Here is a 25,621-nt window from a genome sequence, read left to right as displayed (position 1 = left end):
TTGCCCGGAAAGTCTATGCTCGACCTTTACTCTCAATTACGATCCGTTTACTGATTGTTGATGCATCCCGCCGATCTACGCCGTGCCCCACGGCCGCGACCACCCCGCCCCGTGCGGGGCCCACCCTTTCCGCGACCGCGCAGACCTGGAGGAGACGGGAGACCATGTCAGCCTGCGTTCCCGCCCGCACCGCCGACTCGGACCGGACCGAGCGCACCCACCCGCCCCACAGCCCGCCGACCGGACCGCGGCGCTTCCGCATCGCGGGCGCCGACCTGTCGGCCTCGATCGCGGTCTTCCTGATCGCCCTTCCCCTGTCCCTCGGCATCGCCCTCGCCACCGGCGCGCCGCTCCAGGCCGGACTGGTCGCCGCCGCCGTGGGCGGACTCGTCGCCGGGCGGCTCGGCGGCTCCCCGCTCCAGGTGAGCGGCCCGGCCGCCGGGCTCACCGTCGTCACCGCCGACCTCATCCAGCAGTACGGCTGGCGGACGACCTGCGCCATCACCGTGCTCGCCGGACTCGCCCAGCTCGGCCTGGGATGTCTGCGGGTGGCGCGCGGCGCGCTCGCCGTCAGCCCCGCCATCGTGCACGGCATGCTCGCCGGCATCGGCGTCACCATCGCCGTCGCCCAGCTGCACATCGTCCTCGGCGGCACCCCGCAGAGCTCCGTCCCCGACAACCTCCGCGCGCTCCCCGCCCAGTTGGCGAACCTGCACCCCGCGGCCCTGTCGGTGAGCGTGCTGACGCTGGCGCTGCTGCTGCTGTGGCCCCGGCTGCCCGGCCGGGCCGGACGCGTCGCCCGCGCGGTCCCGGCCGCGCTCGTCGCCGTCACCGGGGCCACCGCGGTGGCCGCCGCGGCCGGCCTCGTCCTGCCCAAGGTGGAGCTGCCGTCCTGGCGCAACCACGCCCTGGCCGGTCTGCCCGACGGTCCGGTGCTCGGCCTCGCCGCCGCCGTGCTCACGACGACGCTGGTGTGCAGCGTGCAGTCGCTGCTCGGCGCGGTCGCCGTGGACAAGCTGGCGTCCAACCGCCCCGGTCCCGCCCGCGTGGGGCGGTCCGACCTGGACCGCGAACTGCTCGGACAGGGCGCGGCCAACATCGTCTCCGGCTCCCTCGGCGGACTGCCCGTGGCCGGGGTGGCCGTCCGCAGTTCCGCGAACGTGCACGCGGGCGCCGTGAGCCGGAACTCCACGATGCTGCACGGCGCTTTCGTCGTGGTCGCCGCGCTGCTGATGGTGCCGCTCCTGGAGCTCATCCCGCTCGCCTCGCTCGCCGCCCTGGTGATGGCCGTCGGCATCCAGATGGTGTCCCTGCACCACATCCGCACGGTGACCCGCCACCGCGAGGTCCTGGTCTACGCCGCCACCACCCTCGGCGTGGTGTCCCTCGGCGTCCTGGAGGGCGTGGCGCTGGGCATCGCCGTGGCCGTCGGCGTGGCCCTGCACCGCCTCACCCGCACCCGTATCACGCACGAGGAGCGGGAGGGGGTCCACCACGTCCACGTACGAGGGCAGTTGACGTTCCTCGCGGTGCCGCGGCTCAGCCGCGCCCTGCATCTCGTCCCGCACGGGGCCGACGCCGTGGTGGCGTTGGACGGATCGTTCATGGACCACGCGGCGTACGAGACGCTGCAGGACTGGCAGAGCACCCACACCGCGCGGGGCGGCACCGTGGAGATCACCGGCCGCCGTGCCGGGATCCGGATCGCCGAGCCCGCGACCCTCACCGGCCACCACCCGGAGGACGGGACCGAGGAGAGCGGCGCGTCCGGCGCCGACTGCCGCTGCCGGCCCTGGACGGCCTGGCGCAACCACCAGTGCGAACGCCCGCAGTCCGGACCGGGCGGCGCAGGGCCGAGCGCGCCCGACGAGGACGAGCCGGAGCCGTCCGGCACCGGCGGACACGAACTGGTGCGGGGCATCAGCACGTTCCAGCGCAACACCGCTCCCCTGGTGCGCGGTGAGCTGGCCCGGCTGGCGCGCGAGGGACAGCGGCCCACGCAGCTGTTTCTGACCTGCGCCGACTCCCGGCTGGTGACCTCGATGATCACGTCCAGTGGTCCGGGGGACCTGTTCGTGGTGCGCAACGTCGGCAACCTCGTGCCGCCGCCCGGCGAGGAGAGCGGCGACGACTCGGTGGCGGCCGCCATCGAGTACGCCGTGGAGGTGCTGGCGGTGCGGTCGATCACCGTGTGCGGCCACTCGGGGTGCGGCGCGATGCAGGCGCTGCTCGACTCGGATCCGGACGGCGCCGAGACCCCGCTGAGACGGTGGCTGCGGCACGGGCTGCCGAGTCTGGAGCACATGGGCGACGCGAACAGGTCCTGGGCGCGGCTGGCCGGGCGGGCGCCCGCCGACGCGGTCGAGCAGCTGTGCCTGACCAACGTGGTCCAGCAGCTGGAGCACCTGCGCGCCCACGCCTCGGTGGCCCGGGCCCTGGAGAAAGGGGCCCTGGAACTGCACGGGCTCTACTTCCACGTGGGCGAGGCGCAGGCGTACCTCCTCACGGAGCGGGACGGGGAGGGGGTGTTCGACCGGGTGCGCGCGGTGGACCTGGCGGTGTGAGGGGGCCCGTCCGGGTGTGAGAGGCGTTACACCGCTTGAACCGGCTTGCTCCGGGGTCCGTGGGAACGGATGACCGGGACGACGGTGACCTCACCTCTCTCCACCCAACAGGTCTAAACCAGTTTGCCGTCGACCCTTGTCAGCGCACCCCCAGGTCTGATGAGCTGTGGCCTGGGACACAACGGACACCGGGAAAGGCAGATGCCGTGAGCAATGAAAGCCTGGCCAACCTTCTGAAGGAGGAGCGTCGTTTCACGCCCCCCGCCGACCTGGCCGCGAACGCCAACGTCACGGCGGAGACGTATGAACAGGCCAAGGCTGACAGGCTCGGCTTCTGGGCCGAGCAGGCCCGCCGGCTGACCTGGGCCAAGGAGCCCACGGAGACCCTCGACTGGTCGAACCCGCCGTTCGCCAAGTGGTTCAAGGACGGCGAGCTCAACGTCGCCTACAACTGCGTCGACCGGCACGTGGAGGCCGGTCACGGCGACCGGGTCGCCATCCACTTCGAGGGCGAGCCGGGCGACAGCCGCTCCCTCACCTACGCCCAGCTCAAGGACGAGGTCTCCAGGGCGGCCAACGCCCTGCTCGAGCTGGGGGTCCGCAAGGGCGACCGGGTCGCCGTCTACATGCCGATGATCCCGGAGACGGCGATCGCGATGCTGGCCTGCGCCCGCATCGGCGCCGCGCACTCCGTCGTCTTCGGCGGCTTCTCCGCGGACGCGCTCGCGACCCGCATCCAGGACGCCGACGCCAGGGTCGTCATCACCGCCGACGGCGGCTACCGGCGCGGCAAGCCCTCCGCGCTCAAGCCGGCCGTGGACGAGGCCGTCGGACGCGTGGAGAGCGTCGAGCACGTCCTCGTCGTCCGCCGCACCGGCCAGGACGTCGCCTGGACCGAGGGCCGCGACGTGTGGTGGCACGACCTGGTCGAACGGCAGAGCGCCGAGCACACCCCGGAGGCGTTCGGGGCCGAGCACCCGCTGTTCATCCTGTACACCTCGGGCACGACGGGCAAGCCGAAGGGCATCCTGCACACCTCCGGCGGCTACCTCACCCAGACCGCGTACACCCACTGGGCCGTCTTCGACCTCAAGCCGGAGACCGACGTGTACTGGTGCACGGCCGACGTCGGCTGGGTCACCGGGCACTCGTACATCGTCTACGGCCCGCTCGCCAACGGCGCCACCCAGGTCATGTACGAGGGCACGCCGGACACCCCGCACCAGGGCCGCTTCTGGGAGATCGTGCAGAAGTACGGCGTGACGATCCTCTACACCGCGCCCACCGCGATCCGGACGTTCATGAAGTGGGGCGACGACATCCCCGCGAAGTTCGACCTGTCCTCGCTGCGGGTGCTCGGTTCCGTCGGTGAGCCGATCAACCCCGAGGCGTGGATCTGGTACCGCAAGAACATCGGCGCGGACCGCACCCCGGTGGTGGACACCTGGTGGCAGACCGAGACCGGCGGCATCATGATCTCGCCGCTGCCGGGCGTGACCGGGGCCAAGCCCGGCTCCGCCCAGACCCCGCTGCCCGGCATCTGCGCGACCGTCGTCGACGACGAGGCGGGCGAGGTGCCGAACGGCGGCGGCGGCTACCTGGTGCTCACCGAGCCGTGGCCGTCGATGCTGCGCACCATCTGGGGCGACGACCAGCGGTTCATCGACACGTACTGGTCCCGCTTCGAGGGCAAGTACTTCGCCGGCGACGGCGCCAAGAAGGACGACGACGGCGACATCTGGCTGCTCGGCCGGGTCGACGACGTGATGCTGGTGTCCGGGCACAACATCTCCACCACCGAGGTCGAGTCCGCGCTCGTCTCCCACCCGTCGGTGGCCGAGGCGGCCGTGGTCGGCGCGGCGGACGAGACCACCGGGCAGGCGATCGTCGCCTTCGTGATCCTGCGCGGCACGGCGGCGGAGAGCGACGACCTGGTCGGCGAGCTGCGCAACCACGTGGGTGCCACGCTCGGGCCGATCGCCAAGCCCAAGCGGATCCTGCCGGTGGCCGAGCTGCCGAAGACCCGCTCCGGCAAGATCATGCGCCGTCTGCTGCGGGACGTGGCGGAGAACCGCCAGCTCGGCGACGTCACCACGCTCACCGACTCCACGGTGATGGACCTGATCCAGGCCAAGCTGCCCCAGGCGCCCGGCGAGGACTGAGCGGACACGGACCGGTCACGGACCGGTCACCGAGGAACCGGTCACCCGACTGCTCACCGCCGCACGGGGCACCCGGCACCCGCCGGGTGCCCCGTGCGGCACGTCGGCGGCACGCGACCGGGAGTCCTCCCGATGCGCCCCGCAAGCACGTTAGGTAAGCTAAGGATAAAGCTGTCTCATGGAGCGCCGGGAAGTCTGGTCGGCACGCGATTCGTGTTGCCCGACGACCAGAGGACCCACCCGTGACCGCGCCCCGCACCCCCAGCCCCCGCAAGGCCTTCGGACGCCTCTCCCTGCCCGAGCGGACGTTCGTCGCGGACGCGCTGCGCACCGAGACCGTCGGTGGTGTCCTGCTCCTCCTCGCCGCCGTCGCCGCGCTGGTCTGGGCGAACGTGCCCGCGCTGCACGACAGCTACGAGAGCGTCAGCCACTTCCACTTCGGCATCGAGGCCCTCGGCCTGAATCTGTCCGTGGCGCACTGGGCGGCCGACGGACTGCTCGCGATCTTCTTCTTCGTCGCCGGGATCGAGCTCAAACGCGAACTCGTCGCCGGTGACCTCAGGGACCCGAAGGCGGCCGCGCTGCCCGTGGTCGCGGCCCTGTGCGGCATGGCCGTACCGGCGCTGGTCTACACCCTCACCAACCTCGCCGGCGGCGGCTCGCCGGCCGGCTGGGCCGTGCCCACCGCCACCGACATCGCCTTCGCCCTCGCCGTGCTCGCCGTCATCGGCACCTCCCTGCCGAGCGCGCTGCGCGCCTTCCTGCTCACCCTCGCCGTCGTCGACGACCTGTTCGCGATCCTGATCATCGCGGTCTTCTTCACCGACGACCTGAACTTCGCCGCGCTCGGCGGCGCGGCCGCGGGCCTGGCCGTCTTCTGGCTGCTGCTGCGCAAGGGCGTGCGCGGCTGGTACGTGTACGTCCCGCTCGCGCTCGTCGTGTGGGGGCTGATGTACAACAGCGGCATCCACGCCACCATCGCCGGTGTGGCCATGGGCCTGATGCTGCGCTGCCACCGCCGCGAGGGCGAGGAGCAGTCCCTGGGCGAGCACGTCGAACACCTCGTCCGGCCGCTCTCGGCGGGCCTCGCGGTCCCGCTGTTCGCCCTGTTCAGCGCGGGCGTGACCATCTCCGGCAGCGCGCTCGCGAACGTGTTCACCCAGCCCGAGACGCTCGGCGTCGTGCTCGGACTCGTCGTCGGCAAGACGCTCGGGATCTTCGGCGGCACCTGGCTGACGGCCCGTTTCACCCGGGCCTCGCTCAGTGACGACCTCGCCTGGGCGGACGTGTTCGCCGTGGCGACCCTCGCCGGGATTGGCTTCACCGTCTCGCTGCTCATCGGCGAACTCGCCTTCGAGGGCGACGCGTCCATGACCGACAGCGTCAAGGCCGCCGTGCTGACCGGTTCGCTGATCGCCACCGGCGTCGCGACGGTGCTGCTGAGGGTGCGGAACGCCAGGTACCGCAGGCTGACCGAGGAGGAGGATCGCGACGAGGACCTCAGCGGAGTCCCGGACATCTACGAGCAGGACGACCCGGCGTACCACCTGCGCATGGCGGAGATCCACGAGCGCAAGGCCGCAGAGCACCGGCGACTCGCCCGGGAGAAGGCCGCCGAGCGGGACAGGCTTGCCGAAGTGGCGGGCAGGGCAGGCGAGGACCACGAGGGTCCGGCATGATCTGACGAGACGGTACAAAAGACAGGACTGCGTCCGGCCGCACGCGAGCGGCCGGACGCAGGCGGTCGTACACGGACCGTCGGACGGCAGACTGAACCGTACGCGCAGGCACGCAGAAGTACGCAGAAGAGGGAGACCGCGATGAGCGCACCCGACGGCAGCCCGGTCGGCGCCGAACGCAGCATCGGCCAGCTGTTCGCCTCGGCCACGGCGGACATGTCGGCGCTGGTGCACGACGAGATCGCGCTGGCGAAGGCGCAGCTCAAGCAGGACGTCAAGCGGGGCGCGACCAGCGGCGGCGCGTTCACGGCGGCCGGCCTGCTGCTCCTGTTCTCCCTGCCGATGCTGAACTTCGCGCTGGCCTACGGCATCCGCACCTGGAGCGGCTGGAACCTCGCGCTCTGCTTCCTGCTCTCCTTCGCGGCGAACGTCCTGATCGCGCTGGTCCTCGCGCTGATCGGCGTCCTCTTCGCGAAGAAGGCCAAGAAGGGCCGGGGACCGCAGAAGGTCGCCGCCTCGATGAAGGAGACGGCGGGCGTGCTGCAGAAGGCCAAGCCGCACCCGCGCCCCGAGCTGCCGGAGGACCGGGGCGCCCCGGCCATCGAGGCTGTGGCACGCTCGTCCTCATGACGGGCACCTCCACCCCTTCGGGACCACCCCCCGCACCGCAAGCCGGCTCGGCCGTACGCCTCGGCATCCCCGGCGGTGCCGGGGTGGTCCACCGGGACGTCGCCGCCAACGGCGCCCGCTTCCACATCGCGGAACTGGGCGACGGACCGCTGGTGCTGCTGCTGCACGGCTTCCCGCAGTTCTGGTGGACCTGGCGGCACCAGCTGACGGCACTCGCCGACGCCGGGTTCCGGGCGGTCGCCATGGACCTGCGGGGCGTCGGCGGCAGCGACCGCACACCGCGCGGTTACGACCCGGCCAACCTCGCCCTGGACATCACCGGGGTGATCCGCTCCCTCGGCGAGCCGGACGCCGCGCTGGTCGGCCACGACCTGGGCGGATACCTGGCGTGGACGGCGGCGGCGATGCGCCCCAAGCTCGTGCGGCGGCTGGCGGTCGCGTCCATGCCGCATCCACGGCGCTGGCGGTCGGCGATGCTCTCCGACGCCCGGCAGTCGGCCGCCATGGCGCACATCTGGGGGTTCCAGCGGCCCTGGATCCCGGAGCGCCGGCTCACCGCGGACGACGGGGCGATGGTGGCCAAACTCATCCGGGACTGGTCCGGGCCGCGGCTGCCGGACGAGGAGGCGCTGGAGAACTACCGGCGGGCCATGTGCATCCCGTCCACGGCGCACTGCTCGATCGAGCCGTACCGCTGGATGGTGCGCTCGCTGGCCCGCCCGGACGGCTTCCAGTTCAACCGCCGGATGAAGCGGCCGGTGCGGGTGCCGACGCTGCACCTGCACGGTTCGCTGGACCCCGTGATGCGCACGCGCAGCGCCGCCGGGTCCGGGCAGTACGTCGAAGCGCCCTACCGCTGGCGGCTGTTCGACGGGCTCGGGCACTTCCCGCACGAGGAGGACCCGGTCGCCTTCTCGACCGAGCTGGTCAACTGGCTGAAGGATCCCGAACCGGACCGGTGAGCGGACTGAACACCCGTATGACGATCGGCCAATTGCCCGGCGCATAGGCCAATTGGAAGCCCGCGGGGCGGTTATCGACCATGGGGCGGGGGCAGACGTCGGGGTATGGGCTGGACGCACGACTACAGTGACGCAAGCCGCACCCGCCGCTCGGCGGGCGGTATGGGTTCCCACCAGCGAGGCGGTGCACCGCAGATGGCAGGTACGGACCTCAGGGTGGGAATCCCGCGCATCCTCCGCCGTCGGGCCCGCTGGGTCTCGGTACGTCTGCGTCATCCGCGCGGCTGACCGGACCTCCGCCCGAGCGGCCGGTCCCCGCCCGGGCAGCCGGCCGTCCGTGGGCCTCCCCCGGCGTTCCTAGAGCGCGCAGCTGTCGCTGTCCACCTGCTGGTTCGCGGTGCGGCCCTTGGCGATGTCCTCCCGGATCTCGTCCGCGGTGAGCGCGTAGCCGGTCTCCGCGTCGTCCCTGGACTTCGCGAAGATGACGCCGTAGACCTCCCCCTCGGTGGTCAGCAGCGGTCCGCCGGAGTTGCCCTGACGGACGGTCGTGTACAGGGAGTACACGTCGCGGCGGACCGTGCCCCGGCGGTAGATGTCCGCGCCGTTGGCCGTGATGCGCCCCCGCACGCGCGCGGAACGGACGTCGTACGCCCCGTTCTCCGGGAAGCCGGCGACGATCGCGTTGTCGCCGCTGCTCGCGTCCTCGGTGGTGAAGCGCAGCACGGGCGCCTTCAGGTCGGGGACGTCGAGGACGGCGATGTCGCGCTTCCAGTCGTAGAGGACGACCGTCGCGTCGTACTTCCTGCCCTCGCCGCCTATCTGCACGACCGGTTCGTCGACGCCGCCCACGACGTGCGCGTTGGTCATCACGCGGCGGTCGTCGAAGACGAAGCCGGTGCCCTCCAGGACCTTGCCGCACCCGGCGGCGGTGCCCGTGACCTTGACGATGGAACGCTGGGCGCGGGTGGCCACGGCGCTGTTCGCGAGGGCCGGGTCCGGGGGCCGGACGTCGGTGATCGGCTCGTTGGCGAACGGGCTGAAGACCTGCGGGAAGCCGTTCTGCGCGAGGACGGAGGAGAAGTCGGCGAACCAGGTGTCGGCCCGGTCGGGCAGTGCCCGGGAGACCCCGAGCAGCACCCTGGAGCCGCGGACCTCCTTGCCGAGCGTCGGCAGCGTCGTACCGGCGAGGGCCGAGCCGATCAGCCAGGCGACCAGGAGCATGGCGACGACGTTGACCAGGGCGCCGCCGGTGGCGTCCAGCGCACGGGCCGGTGACCAGGTGATGTAGCGGCGCAGTTTGTTGCCGAGGTGGGTGGTCAGGGCCTGGCCGACGGAGGCGCAGACGATGACCACGACGACCGCGACGACGGCGGCGGCCGTGCCGACCTCGGAGTTGTCCGTCAGGACGTCCCAGATGACGGGCAGCACGTACACGGCGGCGAGGCCGCCGCCCAGGAATCCGATCACCGACAGGATGCCGACGACGAACCCCTGGCGGTAGCCGACAACCGCGAACCAGACGGCGGCGACCAGCAACAGGATGTCCAGCACGTTCAACGCTTCACGCCTCGCCTCGTCGTTCCGGTCGCTCCCGTTCGGCCGGAGCCCGGGGGCACACGGCGCTGACCGCCGCCGTCGTCCGCCCCCGGAGCGCACGGCACGGCGCCCACCCTGTCACGCCCGCCAGTCCAGCGGGACCTGCCTGTCGTGGTCCCAGGGGCGCTCCCACCCGGCGAAATGCAGCAGCCGGTCGATGATCCCGGCCGTGAAGCCCCACACGAGGGCCGATTCGACCAGGAATGCCGGACCTCGGTGGCCGCGGGGGTGGACCGCGGTCACCCGGTTGTCCGGGTGGGTGAGATCCGCCACGGGGACCGTGAAGACCCGGGCGGTCTCCTTCGGGTCCACGACGCCGACCGGGCTGGGCACCCGCCACCAGCCCAGCACGGGCGTGACGACGAAGCCGCTGACCGGGATGTAGAGCTTCGGCAGGACACCGAAGAGCTGGACCCCGGACGGGTCGAGCCCGGTCTCCTCCTCGGCCTCGCGCAGAGCGGCCCGCAGCGGCCCGTCGCCCTGCGGGTCGCCGTCCTCGGGGTCGAGGGCGCCGCCGGGGAAGGACGGCTGGCCGGCGTGCGAGCGCAGCGAGCTCGCCCGCTCCATCAGCAGCAGCTCCGGGCCGCGCTCCCCCTCGCCGAACAGGACGAGGACGGCGGACTGGCGGCCCGCCCCGTCCTCCGGGGGCAGGAAGCGGCTCAGCTGCCCCGGCGCGACCGTCTCCGCCGCGCGGGCCACCGGGTCCAGCCAGGCGGGCAGGCCCTCCCTGTCGAGCGTCAGCCGGCCGCCCTGGGTATCACTCGCACGCGTCATCGCCACCCCCGCCGTCCTGTCCCGTCCCGTGTCCCGTCGCACGCCGCGTCCCACGGGTCCAACGCCCGGCGTCCCCGAGATCGTTCCGCGGGCCGCCGCGTGCGCCGCGCCGTCATCCGGCCCCCAGCGGCGGGGCCGGCCGCCCGCCCGCGTCCAGGTAGGCCTGCGGCGGCTTCAGGCGCTGGCCCGGGAGTCCGCCCTTCTCGTACTTCAACAGCTTCTTCGCCTTCTCCGGGTCCGTCTCGCCCTCGCCGTACGCCGGGCAGAGCGGGGCGATGGGGCAGGCGCCGCAGGCGGGCTTGCGGGCGTGGCAGATGCGGCGGCCGTGCCAGATGACGTGGTGCGAGAGGTCGGTCCAGTCGCTCTTGGGGAAGAGCGCGCCGACGGCGGCCTCGATCTTGTCGGGGTCGGTCTCGTCCGTCCAGCGCCAGCGGCGCACCAGGCGCTGGAAGTGCGTGTCCACGGTGATGCCGGGACGGCCGAAGGCGTTGCCGAGCACGACGAAGGCGGTCTTGCGGCCGACTCCGGGCAGCTTCACGAGGTCCTCGAGCCGGCCCGGCACCTCGCCGCCGAAGTCCTCGGCGAGCATCCTGGAAAGCCCCATCACCGACCGGGTCTTGGCGCGGAAGAAACCGCACGGGCGCAGGATCTCCTCCACCTCCTCGGGATCGGCGGCGGCCAGGTCCTCGGGGGTGGGGTACTTCGCGAAGAGGGCGGGGGTCGTCTGGTTGACGCGCAGGTCGGTGGTCTGGGCCGAGAGCACCGTGGCGACGAGGAGTTGGAAGGGGTTCTCGAAGTCCAGCTCGGGGTGCGCGTACGGGAACACCTCGGCGAGCTCGCGGTTGATGCGGCGCGCGCGGCGGACGAGCGCGGTGCGCGACTCCTCCTTGACCGGCTTGGCGACGGTCCTCGTCGGGGCGCCCTGCACGGCGGCGGCGGTCTCCCCGGGGGCGACGAGGGGCTTCCCGGCGGCCGGAACCCTCCCGGCGGGGGCGGACTTCCCGGCGGGCGCCCTGCGCGCGGCCGCCCTGCCCGCGGACGCACTCCTCCCCGCGGACGCCGGCTTCTTCGCCGACGCCTTCGCGGGCGCGGCTTTCCCGGCGGGCACGGCCTCTTCGGCGGCCGCCTTCCCCGTCGGCGCGGGCTTCTCCTCGGCCGCGCCGCTCGCGCGTACCGTCGGTTTCCTTCTCACCGGGGCCCTCTTTGCCGCTTTCGCCGTTTCCCTACCGCCATCGGAGTCCTGTTCGCCCATAGCGGAATCGCGACGTACCACCACTCGCGCAGCCCCCTCGGCCTGTGCTCTCACCGGCGATTTGGACACCCGGCCAGCCTACGACCCGGCACCGACATCCGCTCCGGACCTCGGTGACCGGCGTCCAATCGGACCCCTGCCGCTTACCCCGGCGGGTCCGTGCGGCATCCTTGTGACAGATCACACTGTTTGGACCGTCCGGCAAAATGGGCACCACGGTCCCCTGGTACGTGGGGGCGCAAGATCCCCTGAGCAGGTCGACAAGGAGAGAACTCGTGGACGACGTTCTGCGGCGGAACCCGCTCTTCGCGGCGCTCGATGACGAGCAGGCCGCGGAGCTTCGCGCCTCCATGAGTGAGGTGACCCTGGCACGGGGCGACTCCCTGTTCCACGAGGGCGACCCCGGCGACCGGCTCTACGTGGTCACCGAAGGCAAGGTCAAGCTGCACCGCACGTCCCCCGACGGCCGCGAGAACATGCTCGCCGTCGTCGGCCCCGGCGAACTGATCGGCGAGCTGTCGCTCTTCGACCCGGGCCCGCGCACCGCGACCGCCACGGCGCTCACCGAGGTGAAGCTGCTCGGCCTCGGCCACGGCGACCTCCAGCCCTGGCTGAACGCCCGCCCCGAGGTGGCCACGGCGCTGCTGCGGGCGGTGGCACGACGGCTGCGCAAGACCAACGACGCGATGTCGGACCTGGTCTTCTCGGACGTCCCGGGCCGTGTCGCGCGCGCCCTGCTCGACCTCTCCCGCCGCTTCGGCGTGCAGTCGGAGGAGGGCATCCACGTCGTGCACGACCTCACGCAGGAGGAGCTGGCCCAGCTGGTCGGCGCGTCCCGCGAGACGGTCAACAAGGCCCTGGCGGACTTCGCCCAGCGCGGCTGGCTGCGCCTGGAGGCCCGTGCGGTGATCCTCCTGGACGTCGAGCGCCTCGCGAAGCGCTCCCGCTGACGTACGGCGCGACTCCTCGGGCGCACGAGCCCCGCTTCCCCCGGAAGGCGGGGCTCCGTCGCGTCCGGGCTCCTGCCCGGGGCGCCGTCCGGGCTTCCGCCCGGGGCGCGGCCGGTCAGATGATCCCGTGCTCCTGGAGGTACTCCAGCTGGGCCCGCACGGACAGTTCCGCCGCGGGCCACAGCGAGCGGTCGACGTCGGCGTAGACGTGGGCGACGACCTCCGACGGGGTGCGGTAGCCGTCCTCGACGGCCGTCTCGACCTGGGCGAGGCGGTGGGCGCGGTGGGCCAGGTAGTACTCGACGGCGCCCTGGGCGTCCTCCAGGACGGGTCCGTGGCCGGGCAGGACCGTGTGGACGCCGTCGTCGACGGTGAGGGACCGCAGGCGGCGCAGCGTGTCCAGGTAGTCGCCGAGGCGGCCGTCGGGATGGGCCACCACGGTCGTGCCGCGGCCCAGGACGGTGTCGCCGGTCAGGACCGCCCGGTCGGCCGGGAGGTGGAAGGAGAGGGAGTCGGCGGTGTGGCCGGGCGTCGGTACGACCCTCAGCTCCAGGCCCCCGACGGTGACGACGTCACCGGCGGCCAGCCCCTCGTCCCCGAGCCGCAGCGCCGGGTCCAGGGCCCGCACCTTGGTGCCGGTCAGCTCGGCGAACCGGGCGGCGCCCTCGGCGTGGTCGGGGTGACCGTGCGTCAGCAGGGTGAGGGCGACGCGCTGTCCCGCCCGCTCCGCCGTGTCGACGACGTTCCGCAGGTGTCCCTCGTCCAGCGGGCCGGGGTCGACCACGACCGCGAGGCCGGAGTCCGGTTCCGCCAGGATCCAGGTGTTGGTGCCGTCCAGGGTCATCGCCGAGGGGTTGGGCGCCAGCACGTTGACGGCGCGTGGGGTGGCACGGCCGGAGAGGGCTCCGACCCGTGGCCGGCCGGGAAGGGTGCTTGCGTCCGTCATGCGGGGGCTCCACCCGTCGGGATGTGTTTGGTGAACTCGTCGTGTCCCGGCCAGGAGAGCACGATCCCGCCCTCCCCCAGGCGCGCGGTGGCCAGCACCGGCGTGAGATCACGCGCGGGCGCCGCCTCGAGCGCCTGGGCCGCCGTCCCGTACTCCGTCAGCTGGCGCAGGGTCGCGATGGTCGGCGGCATCATCAGCAGCTCGCCCCGGTCGTACGCGGCGGCCGCCTCGCGCGGGGTGATCCACACCGTGCGGTCGGCCTCCGTGGAGGCGTTGCGGGTGCGCTGCCCCTCGGGGAGCGCGGCGACGAAGAACCAGGTGTCGTAGCGGCGCGGCTCGAACTCGGGGGTGATCCAGCGCGTCCAGGCGCCGAGCAGGTCCGAGCGCAGGACCAGTCCGCGACGGTCGAGGAACTCCGCGAAGGAGGTCTCCCGCGCGACGAGCGCGGCACGGTCCGCCTCCCAGTCCTCGCCCGTGGTGTCACCGACCACGGAGTCGGGGGCCGGGCCGGCCAGCAGGACGCCGGCCTCCTCGTACGTCTCCCGCACGGCCGCGCACACGATCGCCTGCGCCCCCGCCTCGTCGACGCCGAGCCGCTCGGCCCACCACGCGCGCGCGGGGCCCGCCCAGCGGACGTGACGGTCGTCGTCACGCGGGTCGACGCCGCCCCCGGGATAGGCGTACGCGCCGCCGGCGAAGGCCATGGAGGCGCGCCGGCGCAGCATGTGCACGACGGGTTCGCCGCCGGCGTCCTTGAGCAGCATGACGGTGGCCGCGCGCCTCGGCGCGACCGGCGTGAGCGTGCCGTCCGCGAGCGCACGGATCCGGTCCGGCCATTCCGGCGGGTACCACTGCCCACCAGCCTGCGCATTCGCCATGGCCGGAGGCTATCCCGTGACGGGCGGATGTTCGAGTGCCCACCGGGACGGGAGCGGGGGAAGCGCCGCCCCGGCACTCCGCACGGCGCGACGCCGGGAGGACCGGACGTGTCCCCGCCGCCTCGGCGGAGCGGTACCGGCCGGCCGGGCGGCGGTCCGGTCCGGCGCCCGCACCGGGCACCCGGGCACCGGGCGTGGGCAGAGGCCCGCGGCGGGGCCGCCACGCGCGTCGGCGGCCGGGTGCCGGTGGGGCGGACCCTGCTCCGGTGGGGCGGGGAGGCCGGGGACGGGACGGCGGGCCCGGGGATCGGGACGGCGGACCCGGCACCGGCGGGCCTGTGGGCCGACGGGCCGGTACGGCGCCGTCCGCCGGGGGCCTACGCCTCCGTGAGCTCCACCTGGACCTCGACCTCGACCGGTGCGTCCAGCGGCAGCACCGCGACGCCCACCGCGCTGCGCGCGTGGACGCCCTTGTCGCCGAGGACCTCGCCCAGCAGCTCGCTCGCGCCGTTGAGGACCGCAGGCTGGCCCGTGAAGTCGGCGGCGGAGGCGACGAAGCCGACGACCTTCACCACGCGCGCGACACGGTCCAGGTCACCGGCGACGGACTTGACCGCCGCGAGGGCGTTCAGCGCGCAGACGCGCGCCAGCTCCTTCGCCTCCTCCGCCGTGACCTCCGCGCCGACCTTGCCGGTCACCGGAAGCCGGCCGTCCACCATGGGGAGCTGGCCGGCGGTGTAGACGTACCGCCCCGACCGCACGGCCGGCTGGTACGCGGCCAGCGGCGGGACGACCTCGGGCAGGGTCAGGCCCAGCTCGGCCAGCTTGGCCTCGACGGCGCTCATCCCTGCTTCTCCCGCTTCAGGTAGGCCACCAGCTGCTCGGGGTTGTTGGGCCCGGGCACGACCTGGACGAGCTCCCAGCCGTCCTCGCCCCAGGTGTCCAGGATCTGCTTCGTGGCGTGGACGAGCAGTGGCACAGTCGCGTATTCCCACTTGGTCATGGGGCCGACTCTAGCCGCTGCCGTCCCCGGTCCCGGCGGCGACCGCGACCGCGCCGTCACCGGCCGCGCCCCGGCGGCTCCGGGACGCGAATCCCCGGAACCGCCCCCCGGATCCGCCGGGGCGCGCGGGAAGGAATTAGGCTCGAAGGCGTGAGCAGGCTCCAGGTCGTCAGTGGCAAGGGCGGAACCGGCAAGACCACGGTGGCCGCGGCCCTCGCGCTGGCCCTGGCCACGGAGGGGAAGCGGACGCTCCTCGTCGAGGTCGAGGGCCGCCAGGGCATCGCACAGCTCTTCGAGACGGAGGCGCTGCCGTACGAGGAACGGAAGATCGCCGTCGCTTCCGGGGGCGGCGAGGTGTACGCCCTCGCCATCGATCCCGAGCAGGCCCTTCTGGACTACCTCCAGATGTTCTACAAGCTGGGGAGCGCCGGACGGGCCCTGCGCAAGCTCGGCGCGATCGACTTCGCCACCACCATCGCGCCCGGTCTGCGGGACGTCCTGCTGACCGGCAAGGCGTGCGAGGCGGTGCGGCGCAAGGACAGGGACGGGCGGTTCGTCTACGACTACGTCGTGATGGACGCCCCGCCGACCGGCCGCATCACCCGCTTCCTCAACGTCAACGACGAGGTCGCCGGGCTCGCCAAGATCGGCCCGATACACAATCAGGCCCAGGCCGTGATGCGGGTGCTGAAGTCGCCGGAGACGGCCGTGCACCTGGTGACCCTGCTGGAGGAGATGCCGGTCCAGGAGACCGCGGACGGCATCGCCGAGCTGCGTGCGGCCCGGCTGCCGGTGGGGCGGGTCATCGTGAACATGGTGCGGCCCGGCCTGCTGGACGCGGCCGACCTGGAACTCCTGGAGACGGTCCCGCGTTCTTCCGTCGCGCGGGCGCTGTCGTCCGCCGGCCTCGGCGGAGCGCGGCGCGGCGGACACGCCGAGCGGCTGGTGGACCCGTTGCTCGCGCAGGCCGAGGAGTACGCCGAGCGGCACGCGCTGGAGACCGAACAGCGCGCCGTGCTGGCGGACCTCGGCCTGCCGCTGCACGAACTCCCTCTGTTCACGGAGGGCATGGACCTGGCCGGTCTGTACGAGCTGGCCAGGGAACTGCGCGAACAGGGCGTGTCATGACGGACCCCGCCCGCGCGGCCGGGAGGCGCCCCGTCCGGCCCGTCGCACCGCGCGGGCCCCGCCCCGCCCCGAACCGCCGCACCCGCCCCGTCACGAGCCGTCAGCACCGGAAACAGGGGAAGCAGAGGATGTCATGAGTCGTCGTCCGGAACCGGCGCAGGCACACGACCCGGCCGCCCGTCACCACCTCTCCCCCACCCGCATGCTCGACGTCGACCCGCTGATCGACGATCCGGACATCCGGATCGTGGTGTGCTGCGGCTCGGGCGGGGTCGGCAAGACGACCACCGCCGCCGCGCTGGGCCTGCGCGCGGCCGAGCGGGGACGCAAGGTGGTCGTCCTCACCATCGACCCGGCCCGCCGGCTCGCCCAGTCCATGGGCATCGACTCCCTCGACAACGTCCCCCGCCGGGTGAAGGGCATCGACGACTCCGCGGGCGGCGAGCTGCACGCGATGATGCTCGACATGAAGCGCACCTTCGACGAGATCGTCGAGGCGCACGCGGATCCCGAGCGGGCCGCCGCGATCCTGGGCAACCCCTTCTACCAGTCGCTCTCGGCGGGCTTCGCGGGCACGCAGGAGTACATGGCGATGGAGAAGCTGGGCCAGCTGCGGTCCCGGGACGAGTGGGACCTCATCGTCGTCGACACCCCGCCCTCCCGCTCCGCGCTGGACTTCCTGGACGCGCCCAAGCGGCTCGGGTCCTTCCTCGACGGCAAGTTCATCCGCGTCCTGCTGGCCCCGGCGAAGGTCGGCGGCCGCGCGGGGATGAAGTTCCTGAACGTCGGCATGTCGATGATGACCGGCGTCCTGGGGAAGGTGCTCGGGGGTCAGCTGCTCAAGGACGTGCAGACGTTCGTGGCCGCGATGGACTCGATGTTCGGCGGGTTCCGGACGCGCGCGGACGCCACGTACCAGCTCCTCCAGGCGCCCGGGACCGCGTTCCTGGTGGTGGCGGCCCCGGAGCGGGACGCGCTGCGCGAGGCCGCGTACTTCGTGGAGCGGCTGGCCGCGGAGCGCATGCCGCTGGCCGGTCTGGTGCTCAACCGGGTCCACGGCAGCGGCGCGGACGGGCTGTCGGCCGAACGGGCGCTCGCCGCTGCGGAAAATCTTGAGGACTCCGGCATTGTGGATCAGGAGGACGGGAAAGCTGGACTTCGTAACTCCCCCGAAACGTACGACAGTTCAGACTCTCCCGCTCCCACCGCACCGGCTCGTGCCCCGGAGGCGCCGGCTCACGACGTCCCCGACGGAGGCTCCCCCGCCACCGCGGACGACACCGGCACCGGCGACACGGAGGCGGACCCGAGGACGGCGGCGGAGCGGTCCGCCGAACGGCTCGCCGCGGGCCTGCTGAGGCTGCACGCCGAGCGGATGCACCTGCTCTCGCGCGAGCAGCGCACGCGTGACCGCTTCACCGCGCTCCACCCCGAGGTGGCGGTGACGGAAGTGGCCGCACTGCCCGGCGACGTGCACGACCTCGCGGGCCTGCGGGACATCGGCGACCGGCTCGCGACCAACCGGCCGGAGCTCCCCGAGACGCCCGAGGCATCCGAGACGACCGCCTGACACACCCTCCGGGCGCACCGGGACGACCGGGACGCACTACGACGCCGGAAGCACCAGAAGCGCCCGAAGCACCGGGAACGCCGGACGGGAGCGAAAGCCCCGAGGGGCCTCAGCCCACCGCCGCGTAGCTCTCGTACACCTCGTCGTCGTCGAGCGGGACGACACCCGTCCCCCGCTCGTACTCCGTCCGCGCGGTCTCCAGCAGCCTGCGCCAGGAGGTCACGGTCGGCCGCCGGCGCAACAGTGCGCGGCGCTCACGTTCCGTCATGCCTCCCCACACACCGAACTCGACGCGGTTGTCCAGCGCGTCGGCCAGGCATTCGGTGCGTACCGGACATCCGGTGCACACCGCCTTGGCCCTGTTCTGCGCTGCTCCCTGAACGAACAGTTCATCCGGATCGGTAGTGCGGCAGGCAGCCTGCGCACTCCAGTCGGTAACCCAGCCCATACCGGCGCCGTCCTCTCCCGAATCGAGGCTCCCCCACGGCGGCAGCGGCATATTCACCGCCGCCAGTTGAGGACGTTACGGAAGGTGGGCACGGCGCAACACCCCCAGCGGGCCCAATCTTGAATGGTCCGAACGGACTATGGGTAAGCGGCAGATCACCCGGGGGAGTGAGGTGACGACATGCGCGGCAATCCCGGCATTCCGGGTCACTTCTCTTGCGTCACAACGGGCACCGCGTGACACACGAGGCGGATCCGGACACGGACCCACCACACCCCGACCAAAAAAGTCGAGAAGATCCGGAACGATTCGGGGTCGCCGGACGTATTGATACGTGGCCTCACTGCTGTGACAGTTGAGAGCAGCTTAGGCCAAGGCATATACGCTTGTCCGGCGAATGAGAACGTAGGCTGCTCCCATGCCAAAGAAGCGCTCGGGCGGTGGTCTGTCTCCCACGCAGCAGGCCGCCAAGTTCCTCGGTGTCAGTGTCCTCGCGGGGGCCGTCATGGCCGGCATCGCGCTGCCCGCCGTGGGCGCGCTGGGACTGGCGGCCAAGGGATCGGTCGAGAGCTTCGACGAGCTCCCGGCCAACCTCAAGACCCCGCCGCTGAGCCAGCGCACCACCATCCTCGACGCCGAGGGCGGTCAGATCGCCACCGTCTACTCGCGCGACCGCACGGTGGTCGACCTCAAGGACATCTCGCCGTACATGCAGAAGGCGATCGTCGCGATCGAGGACTCGCGGTTCTACGAGCACGGCGCGGTCGACCTGAAGGGCGTACTGCGCGCGCTCAACAAGAACGCGCGCAGCGGCGAGGTCTCCGAGGGCGCGTCCACGCTCACGCAGCAGTACGTCAAGAACGTCTTCGTCGAGGAGGCCGGCGACGACCCCACCAAGGTCGCGCAGGCCACCCAGCAGACGATCGGCCGCAAGATCCGCGAACTGAAGTACGCGATCCAGGTCGAGGAGGAGCTGGGCAAGAAGAAGATCCTCGAGAACTACCTGAACATCACGTTCTTCGGCCAGCAGGCCTACGGCGTGGAGGCCGCCGCCCGGCGCTACTTCTCCAAGCCGGCCAAGGACCTCAACCTCCAGGAGTCCGCCCTCCTCGCCGGGCTCGTCCAGTCCCCGAGCCGCTACGACCCGGTCAACGACGAGGCGGAGGCGAAGAGCCGGCGCAACGTCGTCCTCCGGCGGATGGCCGAGGTCGGCGACATCTCCCGGGAGCAGGCCGACGAGGCGGCGAGGACCCCGCTGGGGCTGAACGTCAGCAAGCCGAAGAACGGCTGCACCACGGCGGTCAAGGACGCCGGGTTCTTCTGCAACTACGTGAGGAACGTCTTCCTCAACGACCCGGTCTTCGGCAAGGACCAGAAGACCCGGGCGAAGCTGTGGAACCAGGGCGGCCTCACCATCCGCACCACCCTCGAGCCGCAGGCCCAGGAATCCGTCCAGCAGTCGCTGAAGGACCACGTCTACAAGAGCGACGAGGTCGCCGCCGCGGCCACCCTCGTCGAACCCGGCACCGGCAAGATCGTGGCGATGGGCCAGTCGAAGCCGTACGGCTCCAACGCCAAGGAGCACGAGACCGAGATCAACTACTCGGTGGACTACAGGATGGGGACGAGCAGCGGCTTCCCCACGGGCTCCACGTTCAAGCCGTTCGTGGCGGCCGCCGCCCTCGAGGAGGGCCGCCCGCCGACGCAGGAGTACCCCTCGCCGTACGAACTGACGGTCCCGAGCCCCATCCAGACGTGCGGCAAGCCCTACACCAACGAAGACGGCGCCAAGATCCCGAACGAGAACGAATCGGAGAAGGGCCCCTACCAGCTGAAGGAGGCGATGGCCCTCTCGGTCAACACCTACTTCATCGAGATGGTCGCGGACATCGGTCTCTGCCCGGTCACCGAGATGGCCGAGAAACTGCACGTCCGGCAGGGCAGCGGCAAGAAGATGCCCCAGGTCCCGTCGATCGCCCTCGGCACCGAGTCCGTCTCCCCGCTGACCATGGCGTCCGCGTACGCCGCCTTCGCCAACCGCGGCATGTACTGCACGCCCATCGCCATCGAGGCGGTCACGCAGCAGGTGGGCGACACCAGGAAGAGCCTCGGGGTGCCGAAGTCCACCTGCTCGCGGGCGATGTCGGAGCGGACCGCCGACACCATCAACGCCCTGCTCAAGGGTGTGGTCGACTCCGGTACCGGCCAGCAGGCAGGCCTCGCCGACCGGGACAACGCGGGCAAGACCGGTACCACCGACGAGCGCCGCAACGCCTGGTTCGTCGGCTACACGCCGAACCTCTCGGGCGCCGTCTGGGTCGGCAGCGCCAGCCAGCAGGTCAAGATGCAGAACATCACCATCGGCGGCGTCTACCACGACCTCGTCTACGGCGCCGACACCCCCGGCCCGATCTGGAAGGACGCCATGACCGGCGCCCTCGAGGGCAAGGAGGCCGAGTCCTTCGTCCCGGTCGACATCCCCGACCCGGTGGAGGAGAACGACGACGACCGCGACGATCCCGGCCGCGGCCGTGACGACGGCGGCAACGGCGACGACAACGGAAACGGCGGCCTCCTCGGCGGCCTGACCGGCGGCGGGAACGACGGCGGCGTCCTCGGCGGCCTGACCGGCGGGGACGACGGCGGCGGCGTCACGGAACCGACCTTCCCCGACGGCTTCATCCAGGGCAACGGCAACGGCAACGGCGGAGGCCGCGGGTGACGGCTCCCTCGAGCCCGGCGCCCGTGCGTCTCCCCTCCCGCGGGCTCCTCGGGCCCGGGCCGCACGCCGGCACCCGCGTCGGCCCACCGGGGTGGTCCGGCGGCAACGGTCCCGGCTGAGCGAGCCCGTCGCGGCGCGGGGACCGGAACGGAGGAGGGGCCCACCGGCGCGGGCGGGCCCCTCCTCCGTTCCGCGGTTCTCCCCTCCTGGGGTTCTGACGTAATTGCGCCAACCCGCGTCGGCCCACCGCTGTCTCATGTGGTGCCGACGACGATGGTGAGCATGACTGGCGATCTCTCCCGGCGACTGGTCACCGACGAGCTGTGGGCCCTGACGGAACCGCTGCTGCCGGCGTTCGCACCGCGTCGGCAGGGCGGGGGTACGGCTCCCGTCGACGAGCGCGCGGTGCTCACCGCGGTGGTGTACGTGCTGACCAGCGGATGCGCCTGGCGACTGCTGCCGCCCTGGCTCGAGGTCTCGCCGGCGACCGCGCACCGCCGCTTCACCGCCTGGACGAAGGCCGGTGTGTGGCGACGGCTGTACCGGGCCGCGGTGCGTGGCGGGCTCGCGGGCCCGGGCGAGTCCGACTGGGCCGCCGTGATCGCGGACGCCGCGGCGCTGCGGGCCGGACGGGGAGCCCGCGGCGGCCCGCCGATGGGCACCACGCGAGACGGCCACGAAGACACAGAATGACCCAGCAAATACCCAATTCGGACAGCACCTGAACCCTTGACTCCCCCATTTCCCTGGTGTTCCTTTGATCATCACGCGCATGAGGGGGAGGAGTGATTCATGGGGTTCCAGAACGTCTCCGAGGGGCGAGTACGCGGCTTCTTGGCGAGCGCAGCGGCCGCTTTGACGATTCTGGCCGGTATCACCGCGTGCGGCTCGGGCGCAGCGGGCGAAGAACGCGGGAAGCCTGTCGCGGCGCACGCCGAAAATGAATCCGCCGCCCGCCCGGCCGAGGGCCCGCTCGACATCGCCATGAAAGAGAAAGCGGACCAGGGAAAAGGGTTCGCGCTCCGTGATGCGACAAGTCTGGATCGGTATGTGAGTCCGGCCCACGCGAAGAAATTCAAGGTCTGTTTCGAGAAGGAGAAGCCGAACCTCAGCGCGGTGGTCCTCTTCGCGGCCCGCAGTTCCGAGACGTGCCCGCGGAAGGTCGGCGCCGGAGGGGAGGCCGACGCGACGCCGAACGTCGTGGGCATGCGCCTCCGCAAGGCCGCCGACCGGCTCGTGCTGGCGGGACACGCACCGAAGCGCATACGCGTGGATGCCACCGGCGACCCCGTGTCCGAGGCGCGCAGCTGGTCCTACGAGGTCTGCGAGCAGAGCCCAGCGGCCGGCGCACCCTTCTCGGCGGACCGGGGGCCGCGGCTCGTGATCGCGGCTTCCTGCCACGAGGACTGAACCAGAAACCGACGGATCCACCACGAGAAAAAGAAGAGGTAATCCCATGCGCAAGTTCGCACGCGCCGCGGCCGTACTTCCGATCATCGCGGCGCTCACCGTCGGCATGACGGCGACCGCCGAGGCGGAGACGGACTGCACCGACTACTCCGACAACGGCGGAGCCAAGGCCACGTTCAAGGCGTACGGCGAGCACCTCCTGGTCGACGACATCTTCGCCGACGGAAATTCCGCCGTCGGCGGCATCGAGATCTACGGCGACGGTCACTACTTCTACTGGAACAGGAACGGCGCGGACTCCGGCGTCCGCGACGTCGACCTCGACATCAAGGAGGGGACGACCGTCGTCGTCAATGCCTTCCTCGGAAACTGGGACGGCACCGTCACGGGCGGAATCGATTTCGGCTCCAACGTCGTCACGAATTGCCACGGTGTGGCCTGACCCGCCGCGTCCGCACATGAAGGCCAGAACAGGAGCGTGAACGGCACATGCGCAGAATCCTCGCCACCGCGGCCGCCCTCGCGCTGTCGTTGACCGGCCTCAGCGTGGCCACGGCGCCCGGCGCTCTCGCCGCCACCTCGGGTGCCACTGAGTACGGCTGTCCAGGAAGCCTCATCGACACGTACAACACACCCGCGTCGGGCACGGTGTGGGGGCAGTCGCGCCTGTACTACTCCCCGGCGAGCGGCGGGACCAACTGTGCCGTGCTGCTGGCGAAGAAGTACTACGGCACGAGCCACTACATGGAAGTGGGCATCAGCATATCCGGCAGCGGCAACACCGAGCTCGACTCCGGTGCGTACAGCTACTACGCGGGACCGGTCACGGTGACCTCGACCAACGGGCACTGCATCGACCTCGGCGGCGGCGAGGACATCGGGGGCCTGTGGGCCGGCAGGAGCCTCAAGGGCGTCCACTGCGGATGACCGCTCGTCGCTGAAACCGCCGTGCCGCTGCCCTTTCACCCCTCCTCCGGAAGGGGTGAAAGGGCAGCGCCGCATCCGTCACGGGATGTCCCGCACCCGGTACGACGAACGCTCCCTCCCTGTGCACGGGAGCGAAAGACCATTCTTTATCACTCCCACACGCCGGCAAACGTAAACATGACCGGCGTGATTACGCCAGCGCCACGAAAGAGGCATTCCTCCGCCCCCGCCCATGACATAGTCACGTGCGGCACCGCTCGTCCGGGTGCTTTTCCGTGCTGTTGCCCATGGAGGAGAAATGAGAATCCGGTCACGGATCGGCGTGACGTTCGGTGCCCTGCTCAGCGCTCTCGCCCTGGCCCTCATGATCCCGAGTTCCGCTTCGGCCGGCGTCCTCGCCTGCGACAACTTCGGCTGCGACGGCCACGACCCGAACATCCAGAGCTGGGAGTCCGGACCGGTCTCCCCGTACGGCCCCTACGACCTCGGCGGCTCCTTCATGTACGAGATGCGGTGGGGCAAGACCGACGGCGACCAGTACAGCTGGGCCCGGCTGCACTACATCAGCGGCTCGAACGAGCAGGACTGGAGCGTGTACGTCCAGCGCTGCACCAAGGACCAGTCCACCTGCTACTGGCGGCTCGGCCTGAAGAAGGGCGGCGCCTCGGGCTGGACCGCCAAGATCCCGGGAGGGACGAACTACTACTGGACGCGCACGCCGATGTACTACAACCCCTCGACGCACATGATGCGGGCCTGCGTCGAGGACCCGTCGGGCGAGCAGAGCTGCACGCCCTGGTACTGAGCCGGCCCCGGGCCGTCACATCGACGGCCCGGCCGGCTGCGGGCGGGACGGCGCGGGGGCGCCGTCCCGCCTTTTCATTTCGCCTTATTAACTTCCCCATGCAAGCAAGTCACATTTAAACTATTGAAGAAAAGAGACCACAAACCACATCGGGGATGTTTTGACCACCGGACCGAGCTCTTTTTCCGACCTTTCCCCCATCGACGCCGATGACCGAAAAATCTTGAACCTCTTGTATGCGGGGCTCAGTGACGCGTCGATCGCCCGGCAACTCGACGTGGGGCACCGCACCGTGCAGCGCAGGGTTCAACGGCTCATGGAGCAGTTGCAGGCCAACGGGCGGGTGGCCCTGGGGCACGCGCCCAGGAACTGGGGCTGCTGCACTCGCGCCGGCGGAGGAGGACCGTGGTCACCGGTGACACCGACGTCACCGGTGACCACGGGGCCGGCGGACCGTTCCCTCAGCGGTAGCGGGCGGGCCTGCGGCGCCGGGCCGGCTCCGTCACGTCGGGCACCACGCCGGCCCCCGCCCCCGGGGTCTCGTTCCAGGAACGGATCCTGGCCGCGACCCGTGCCAGTCGCGCGTCACCCGGCGGCACGCCGAGGTAGAACAGTCCCTCGTAGGGGCGACGGTCGTCGCCGCCCCAGCGGACGACGCCCTCGGTGTCGGCGAGGATGTCGCGGATGACCAGCCGCTGCCCCTCGGTGAAGCCGTCCCGTACGCCCGGCGGGTAGGAGCCCGGCCGGATGACGACGGCGGTGCCGGACGCCTGGTTCGACTCGGGGCGCCGACTGTCCCGTACCGCCGACGGTGCCACCCAGCCCTCCAGGGGGTTCGGCTCTCCGCCCGTGCCCAGGGCGTCCACCTCGTAGTGGAAGCGGCGGATCACGTGGGTCAGGACCGTTTCCGTGTCGCCCGTGCGGAGCGGGACGCTCAGGCCGGCGCCCGCCACGGACGTGGTGACGATGTCACCGTCGGCGTCGACGGCCTTCTGCATCTGCCAGCCGTTGGCCGACGGACGGCCGGTGCGCAGACGGCGGTGACGGGCCCGTGCGCGGCGCAGCGCCTCCTTCAGCTCGTCGTTCCTGAGGGGCTCCGGCGCGGCGGCGGCGGGGGTCGCGAGGAGGCCGGTGGTGGTGAGGCCCGCGGCGGCGGTGACGCCGGCGGTGGCCATGAGGGTGACTCTGCGGGTGATGCCGGAGTTGGTCGACAAC

General features: G+C 71.7%; 24 protein-coding genes and 1 pseudogene. 16 read left to right on the top strand and 9 right to left on the bottom strand.

Annotated elements, in window-relative coordinates; all coding sequences use genetic code 11:
• The first annotated feature begins 164 nt into the window (after positions 1-164).
• The 6 genes from GL259_RS21320 to GL259_RS38860 all read left to right on the top strand — a co-directional run bounded on the left by GL259_RS21320 (position 165) and on the right by GL259_RS38860 (position 8,285).
• Entirely contained in the window at positions 165-2,564 is a 2,400-nt protein-coding gene (locus GL259_RS21320; protein WP_159534964.1) for a SulP family inorganic anion transporter, read from the top strand.
• Positions 2,565-2,770: 206 nt separating this feature from the next.
• Positions 2,771-4,726 carry an acetate--CoA ligase gene (acs, locus tag GL259_RS21315; RefSeq protein WP_159534963.1) on the top strand — a complete coding sequence of 652 codons (1,956 nt, stop codon included), beginning with the start codon at positions 2,771-2,773 and terminating at the stop codon, positions 4,724-4,726.
• Between the two features lie 242 nt (positions 4,727-4,968).
• A complete protein-coding gene (gene nhaA / locus GL259_RS21310; protein WP_159534962.1) occupies positions 4,969-6,405 on the top strand; it encodes a Na+/H+ antiporter NhaA in 1,437 nt (478 codons plus the stop codon).
• Positions 6,406-6,546: 141 nt separating this feature from the next.
• Positions 6,547-7,035: a phage holin family protein gene (locus GL259_RS21305; RefSeq protein WP_159534961.1), complete on the top strand. Its 489-nt coding sequence runs from the start codon at positions 6,547-6,549 to the stop codon at positions 7,033-7,035.
• Positions 7,032-7,997, top strand: coding sequence for an alpha/beta hydrolase (locus GL259_RS21300; RefSeq protein ID WP_159534960.1), 966 nt, complete (start codon positions 7,032-7,034; stop codon positions 7,995-7,997). The genes GL259_RS21305 and GL259_RS21300 overlap by 4 nt, the downstream gene beginning before the upstream one ends.
• A gap of 105 nt (positions 7,998-8,102) precedes the next feature.
• Complete coding sequence (locus GL259_RS38860; RefSeq protein ID WP_159534959.1) at positions 8,103-8,285, top strand: hypothetical protein; 183 nt, start codon at positions 8,103-8,105, stop codon at positions 8,283-8,285.
• 69 nt (positions 8,286-8,354) lie between these two features.
• Here GL259_RS38860 and GL259_RS21290 read toward each other — a convergent pair whose 3' ends face one another.
• The 3 genes from GL259_RS21290 to nth all read right to left on the bottom strand — a co-directional run bounded on the left by GL259_RS21290 (position 8,355) and on the right by nth (position 11,619).
• Positions 8,355-9,554 (bottom strand): MarP family serine protease, encoded by a 1,200-nt coding sequence (locus GL259_RS21290; RefSeq protein ID WP_159534958.1) that lies wholly within the window; start codon positions 9,552-9,554, stop codon positions 8,355-8,357.
• Positions 9,555-9,671: 117 nt separating this feature from the next.
• Complete coding sequence (locus GL259_RS21285) at positions 9,672-10,367, bottom strand: CoA pyrophosphatase (RefSeq protein WP_159538834.1); 696 nt, start codon at positions 10,365-10,367, stop codon at positions 9,672-9,674.
• Between the two features lie 112 nt (positions 10,368-10,479).
• Positions 10,480-11,619, bottom strand: coding sequence for an endonuclease III (nth, locus tag GL259_RS21280; protein WP_159534957.1), 1,140 nt, complete (start codon positions 11,617-11,619; stop codon positions 10,480-10,482).
• Positions 11,620-11,894: 275 nt separating this feature from the next.
• Here nth and GL259_RS21275 point away from each other — a divergent pair, with 275 nt between their 5' ends.
• On the top strand, positions 11,895-12,569 hold the full coding sequence (locus tag GL259_RS21275) for a Crp/Fnr family transcriptional regulator (protein ID WP_010031945.1): 675 nt from the start codon (positions 11,895-11,897) through the stop codon (positions 12,567-12,569).
• Between the two features lie 115 nt (positions 12,570-12,684).
• Here the strand turns inward: GL259_RS21275 and GL259_RS21270 are convergent, their stop codons facing one another.
• The 4 genes from GL259_RS21270 to GL259_RS21255 form a co-directional block, all read right to left on the bottom strand.
• Positions 12,685-13,515 carry an MBL fold metallo-hydrolase gene (locus GL259_RS21270; protein WP_159534956.1) on the bottom strand — a complete coding sequence of 277 codons (831 nt, stop codon included), beginning with the start codon at positions 13,513-13,515 and terminating at the stop codon, positions 12,685-12,687.
• Complete coding sequence (locus GL259_RS21265; protein WP_159534955.1) at positions 13,512-14,393, bottom strand: NUDIX domain-containing protein; 882 nt, start codon at positions 14,391-14,393, stop codon at positions 13,512-13,514. Before GL259_RS21265 ends, GL259_RS21270 begins: the two co-directional genes overlap by 4 nt.
• Before the next feature lie 377 nt (positions 14,394-14,770).
• Positions 14,771-15,238: a RidA family protein gene (locus GL259_RS21260; RefSeq protein ID WP_159534954.1), complete on the bottom strand. Its 468-nt coding sequence runs from the start codon at positions 15,236-15,238 to the stop codon at positions 14,771-14,773.
• On the bottom strand, positions 15,235-15,396 hold the full coding sequence (locus GL259_RS21255) for a DUF4177 domain-containing protein (protein ID WP_142194045.1): 162 nt from the start codon (positions 15,394-15,396) through the stop codon (positions 15,235-15,237). Before GL259_RS21255 ends, GL259_RS21260 begins: the two co-directional genes overlap by 4 nt.
• Positions 15,397-15,546: 150 nt before the next feature.
• Between GL259_RS21255 and GL259_RS21250 the strand changes: the two genes are divergently transcribed.
• Together GL259_RS21250 and GL259_RS21245 are read left to right on the top strand one after the other, a co-directional pair.
• A complete protein-coding gene (locus GL259_RS21250; RefSeq protein WP_159534953.1) occupies positions 15,547-16,524 on the top strand; it encodes an ArsA-related P-loop ATPase in 978 nt (325 codons plus the stop codon).
• Positions 16,525-16,657: 133 nt separating this feature from the next.
• Positions 16,658-18,094, top strand: coding sequence for an ArsA family ATPase (locus GL259_RS21245; protein ID WP_159534952.1), 1,437 nt, complete (start codon positions 16,658-16,660; stop codon positions 18,092-18,094).
• A 109-nt stretch (positions 18,095-18,203) separates the two neighbouring features.
• Here the strand turns inward: GL259_RS21245 and wblA are convergent, their stop codons facing one another.
• Positions 18,204-18,542 carry a transcriptional regulator WblA gene (gene wblA, locus GL259_RS38000; protein ID WP_208026623.1) on the bottom strand — a complete coding sequence of 113 codons (339 nt, stop codon included), beginning with the start codon at positions 18,540-18,542 and terminating at the stop codon, positions 18,204-18,206.
• Between the two features lie 418 nt (positions 18,543-18,960).
• Between wblA and GL259_RS21230 the strand changes: the two genes are divergently transcribed.
• The 7 genes and pseudogenes from GL259_RS21230 to GL259_RS38855 all read left to right on the top strand — a co-directional run.
• Positions 18,961-21,264 carry a transglycosylase domain-containing protein gene (locus GL259_RS21230; protein WP_159534951.1) on the top strand — a complete coding sequence of 768 codons (2,304 nt, stop codon included), beginning with the start codon at positions 18,961-18,963 and terminating at the stop codon, positions 21,262-21,264.
• A gap of 282 nt (positions 21,265-21,546) precedes the next feature.
• On the top strand, positions 21,547-21,957 hold the full coding sequence (locus tag GL259_RS21225) for a transposase (RefSeq protein WP_159534950.1): 411 nt from the start codon (positions 21,547-21,549) through the stop codon (positions 21,955-21,957).
• Between the two features lie 99 nt (positions 21,958-22,056).
• Positions 22,057-22,674: a hypothetical protein gene (locus GL259_RS21220; RefSeq protein ID WP_159534949.1), complete on the top strand. Its 618-nt coding sequence runs from the start codon at positions 22,057-22,059 to the stop codon at positions 22,672-22,674.
• 46 nt (positions 22,675-22,720) lie between these two features.
• Positions 22,721-23,116: a hypothetical protein gene (locus tag GL259_RS21215; RefSeq protein ID WP_159534948.1), complete on the top strand. Its 396-nt coding sequence runs from the start codon at positions 22,721-22,723 to the stop codon at positions 23,114-23,116.
• A gap of 47 nt (positions 23,117-23,163) precedes the next feature.
• On the top strand, positions 23,164-23,601 hold the full coding sequence (locus GL259_RS21210) for a hypothetical protein (protein ID WP_159534947.1): 438 nt from the start codon (positions 23,164-23,166) through the stop codon (positions 23,599-23,601).
• A gap of 298 nt (positions 23,602-23,899) precedes the next feature.
• Positions 23,900-24,406, top strand: a complete 507-nt coding sequence (locus GL259_RS21205; RefSeq protein WP_159534946.1) for a hypothetical protein — start codon at positions 23,900-23,902, stop codon at positions 24,404-24,406.
• A 196-nt stretch (positions 24,407-24,602) separates the two neighbouring features.
• Positions 24,603-24,728: pseudogene (locus GL259_RS38855) on the top strand (helix-turn-helix domain-containing protein); the annotation flags it as partial.
• Positions 24,729-24,867: 139 nt separating this feature from the next.
• On the opposite strand, the gene GL259_RS21195 reads toward GL259_RS38855, so the two are convergent.
• A complete protein-coding gene (locus GL259_RS21195) occupies positions 24,868-25,620 on the bottom strand; it encodes a hypothetical protein (protein ID WP_243762350.1) in 753 nt (250 codons plus the stop codon).
• Position 25,621 lies beyond the last annotated feature (1 nt).

Source organism: Streptomyces sp. Tu 3180 (assembly GCF_009852415.1).
In the GTDB taxonomy this organism is placed as follows: Bacteria; Actinomycetota; Actinomycetes; order Streptomycetales; family Streptomycetaceae; genus Streptomyces.
This window is presented reverse-complemented; position numbering and strand designations above follow the sequence as displayed.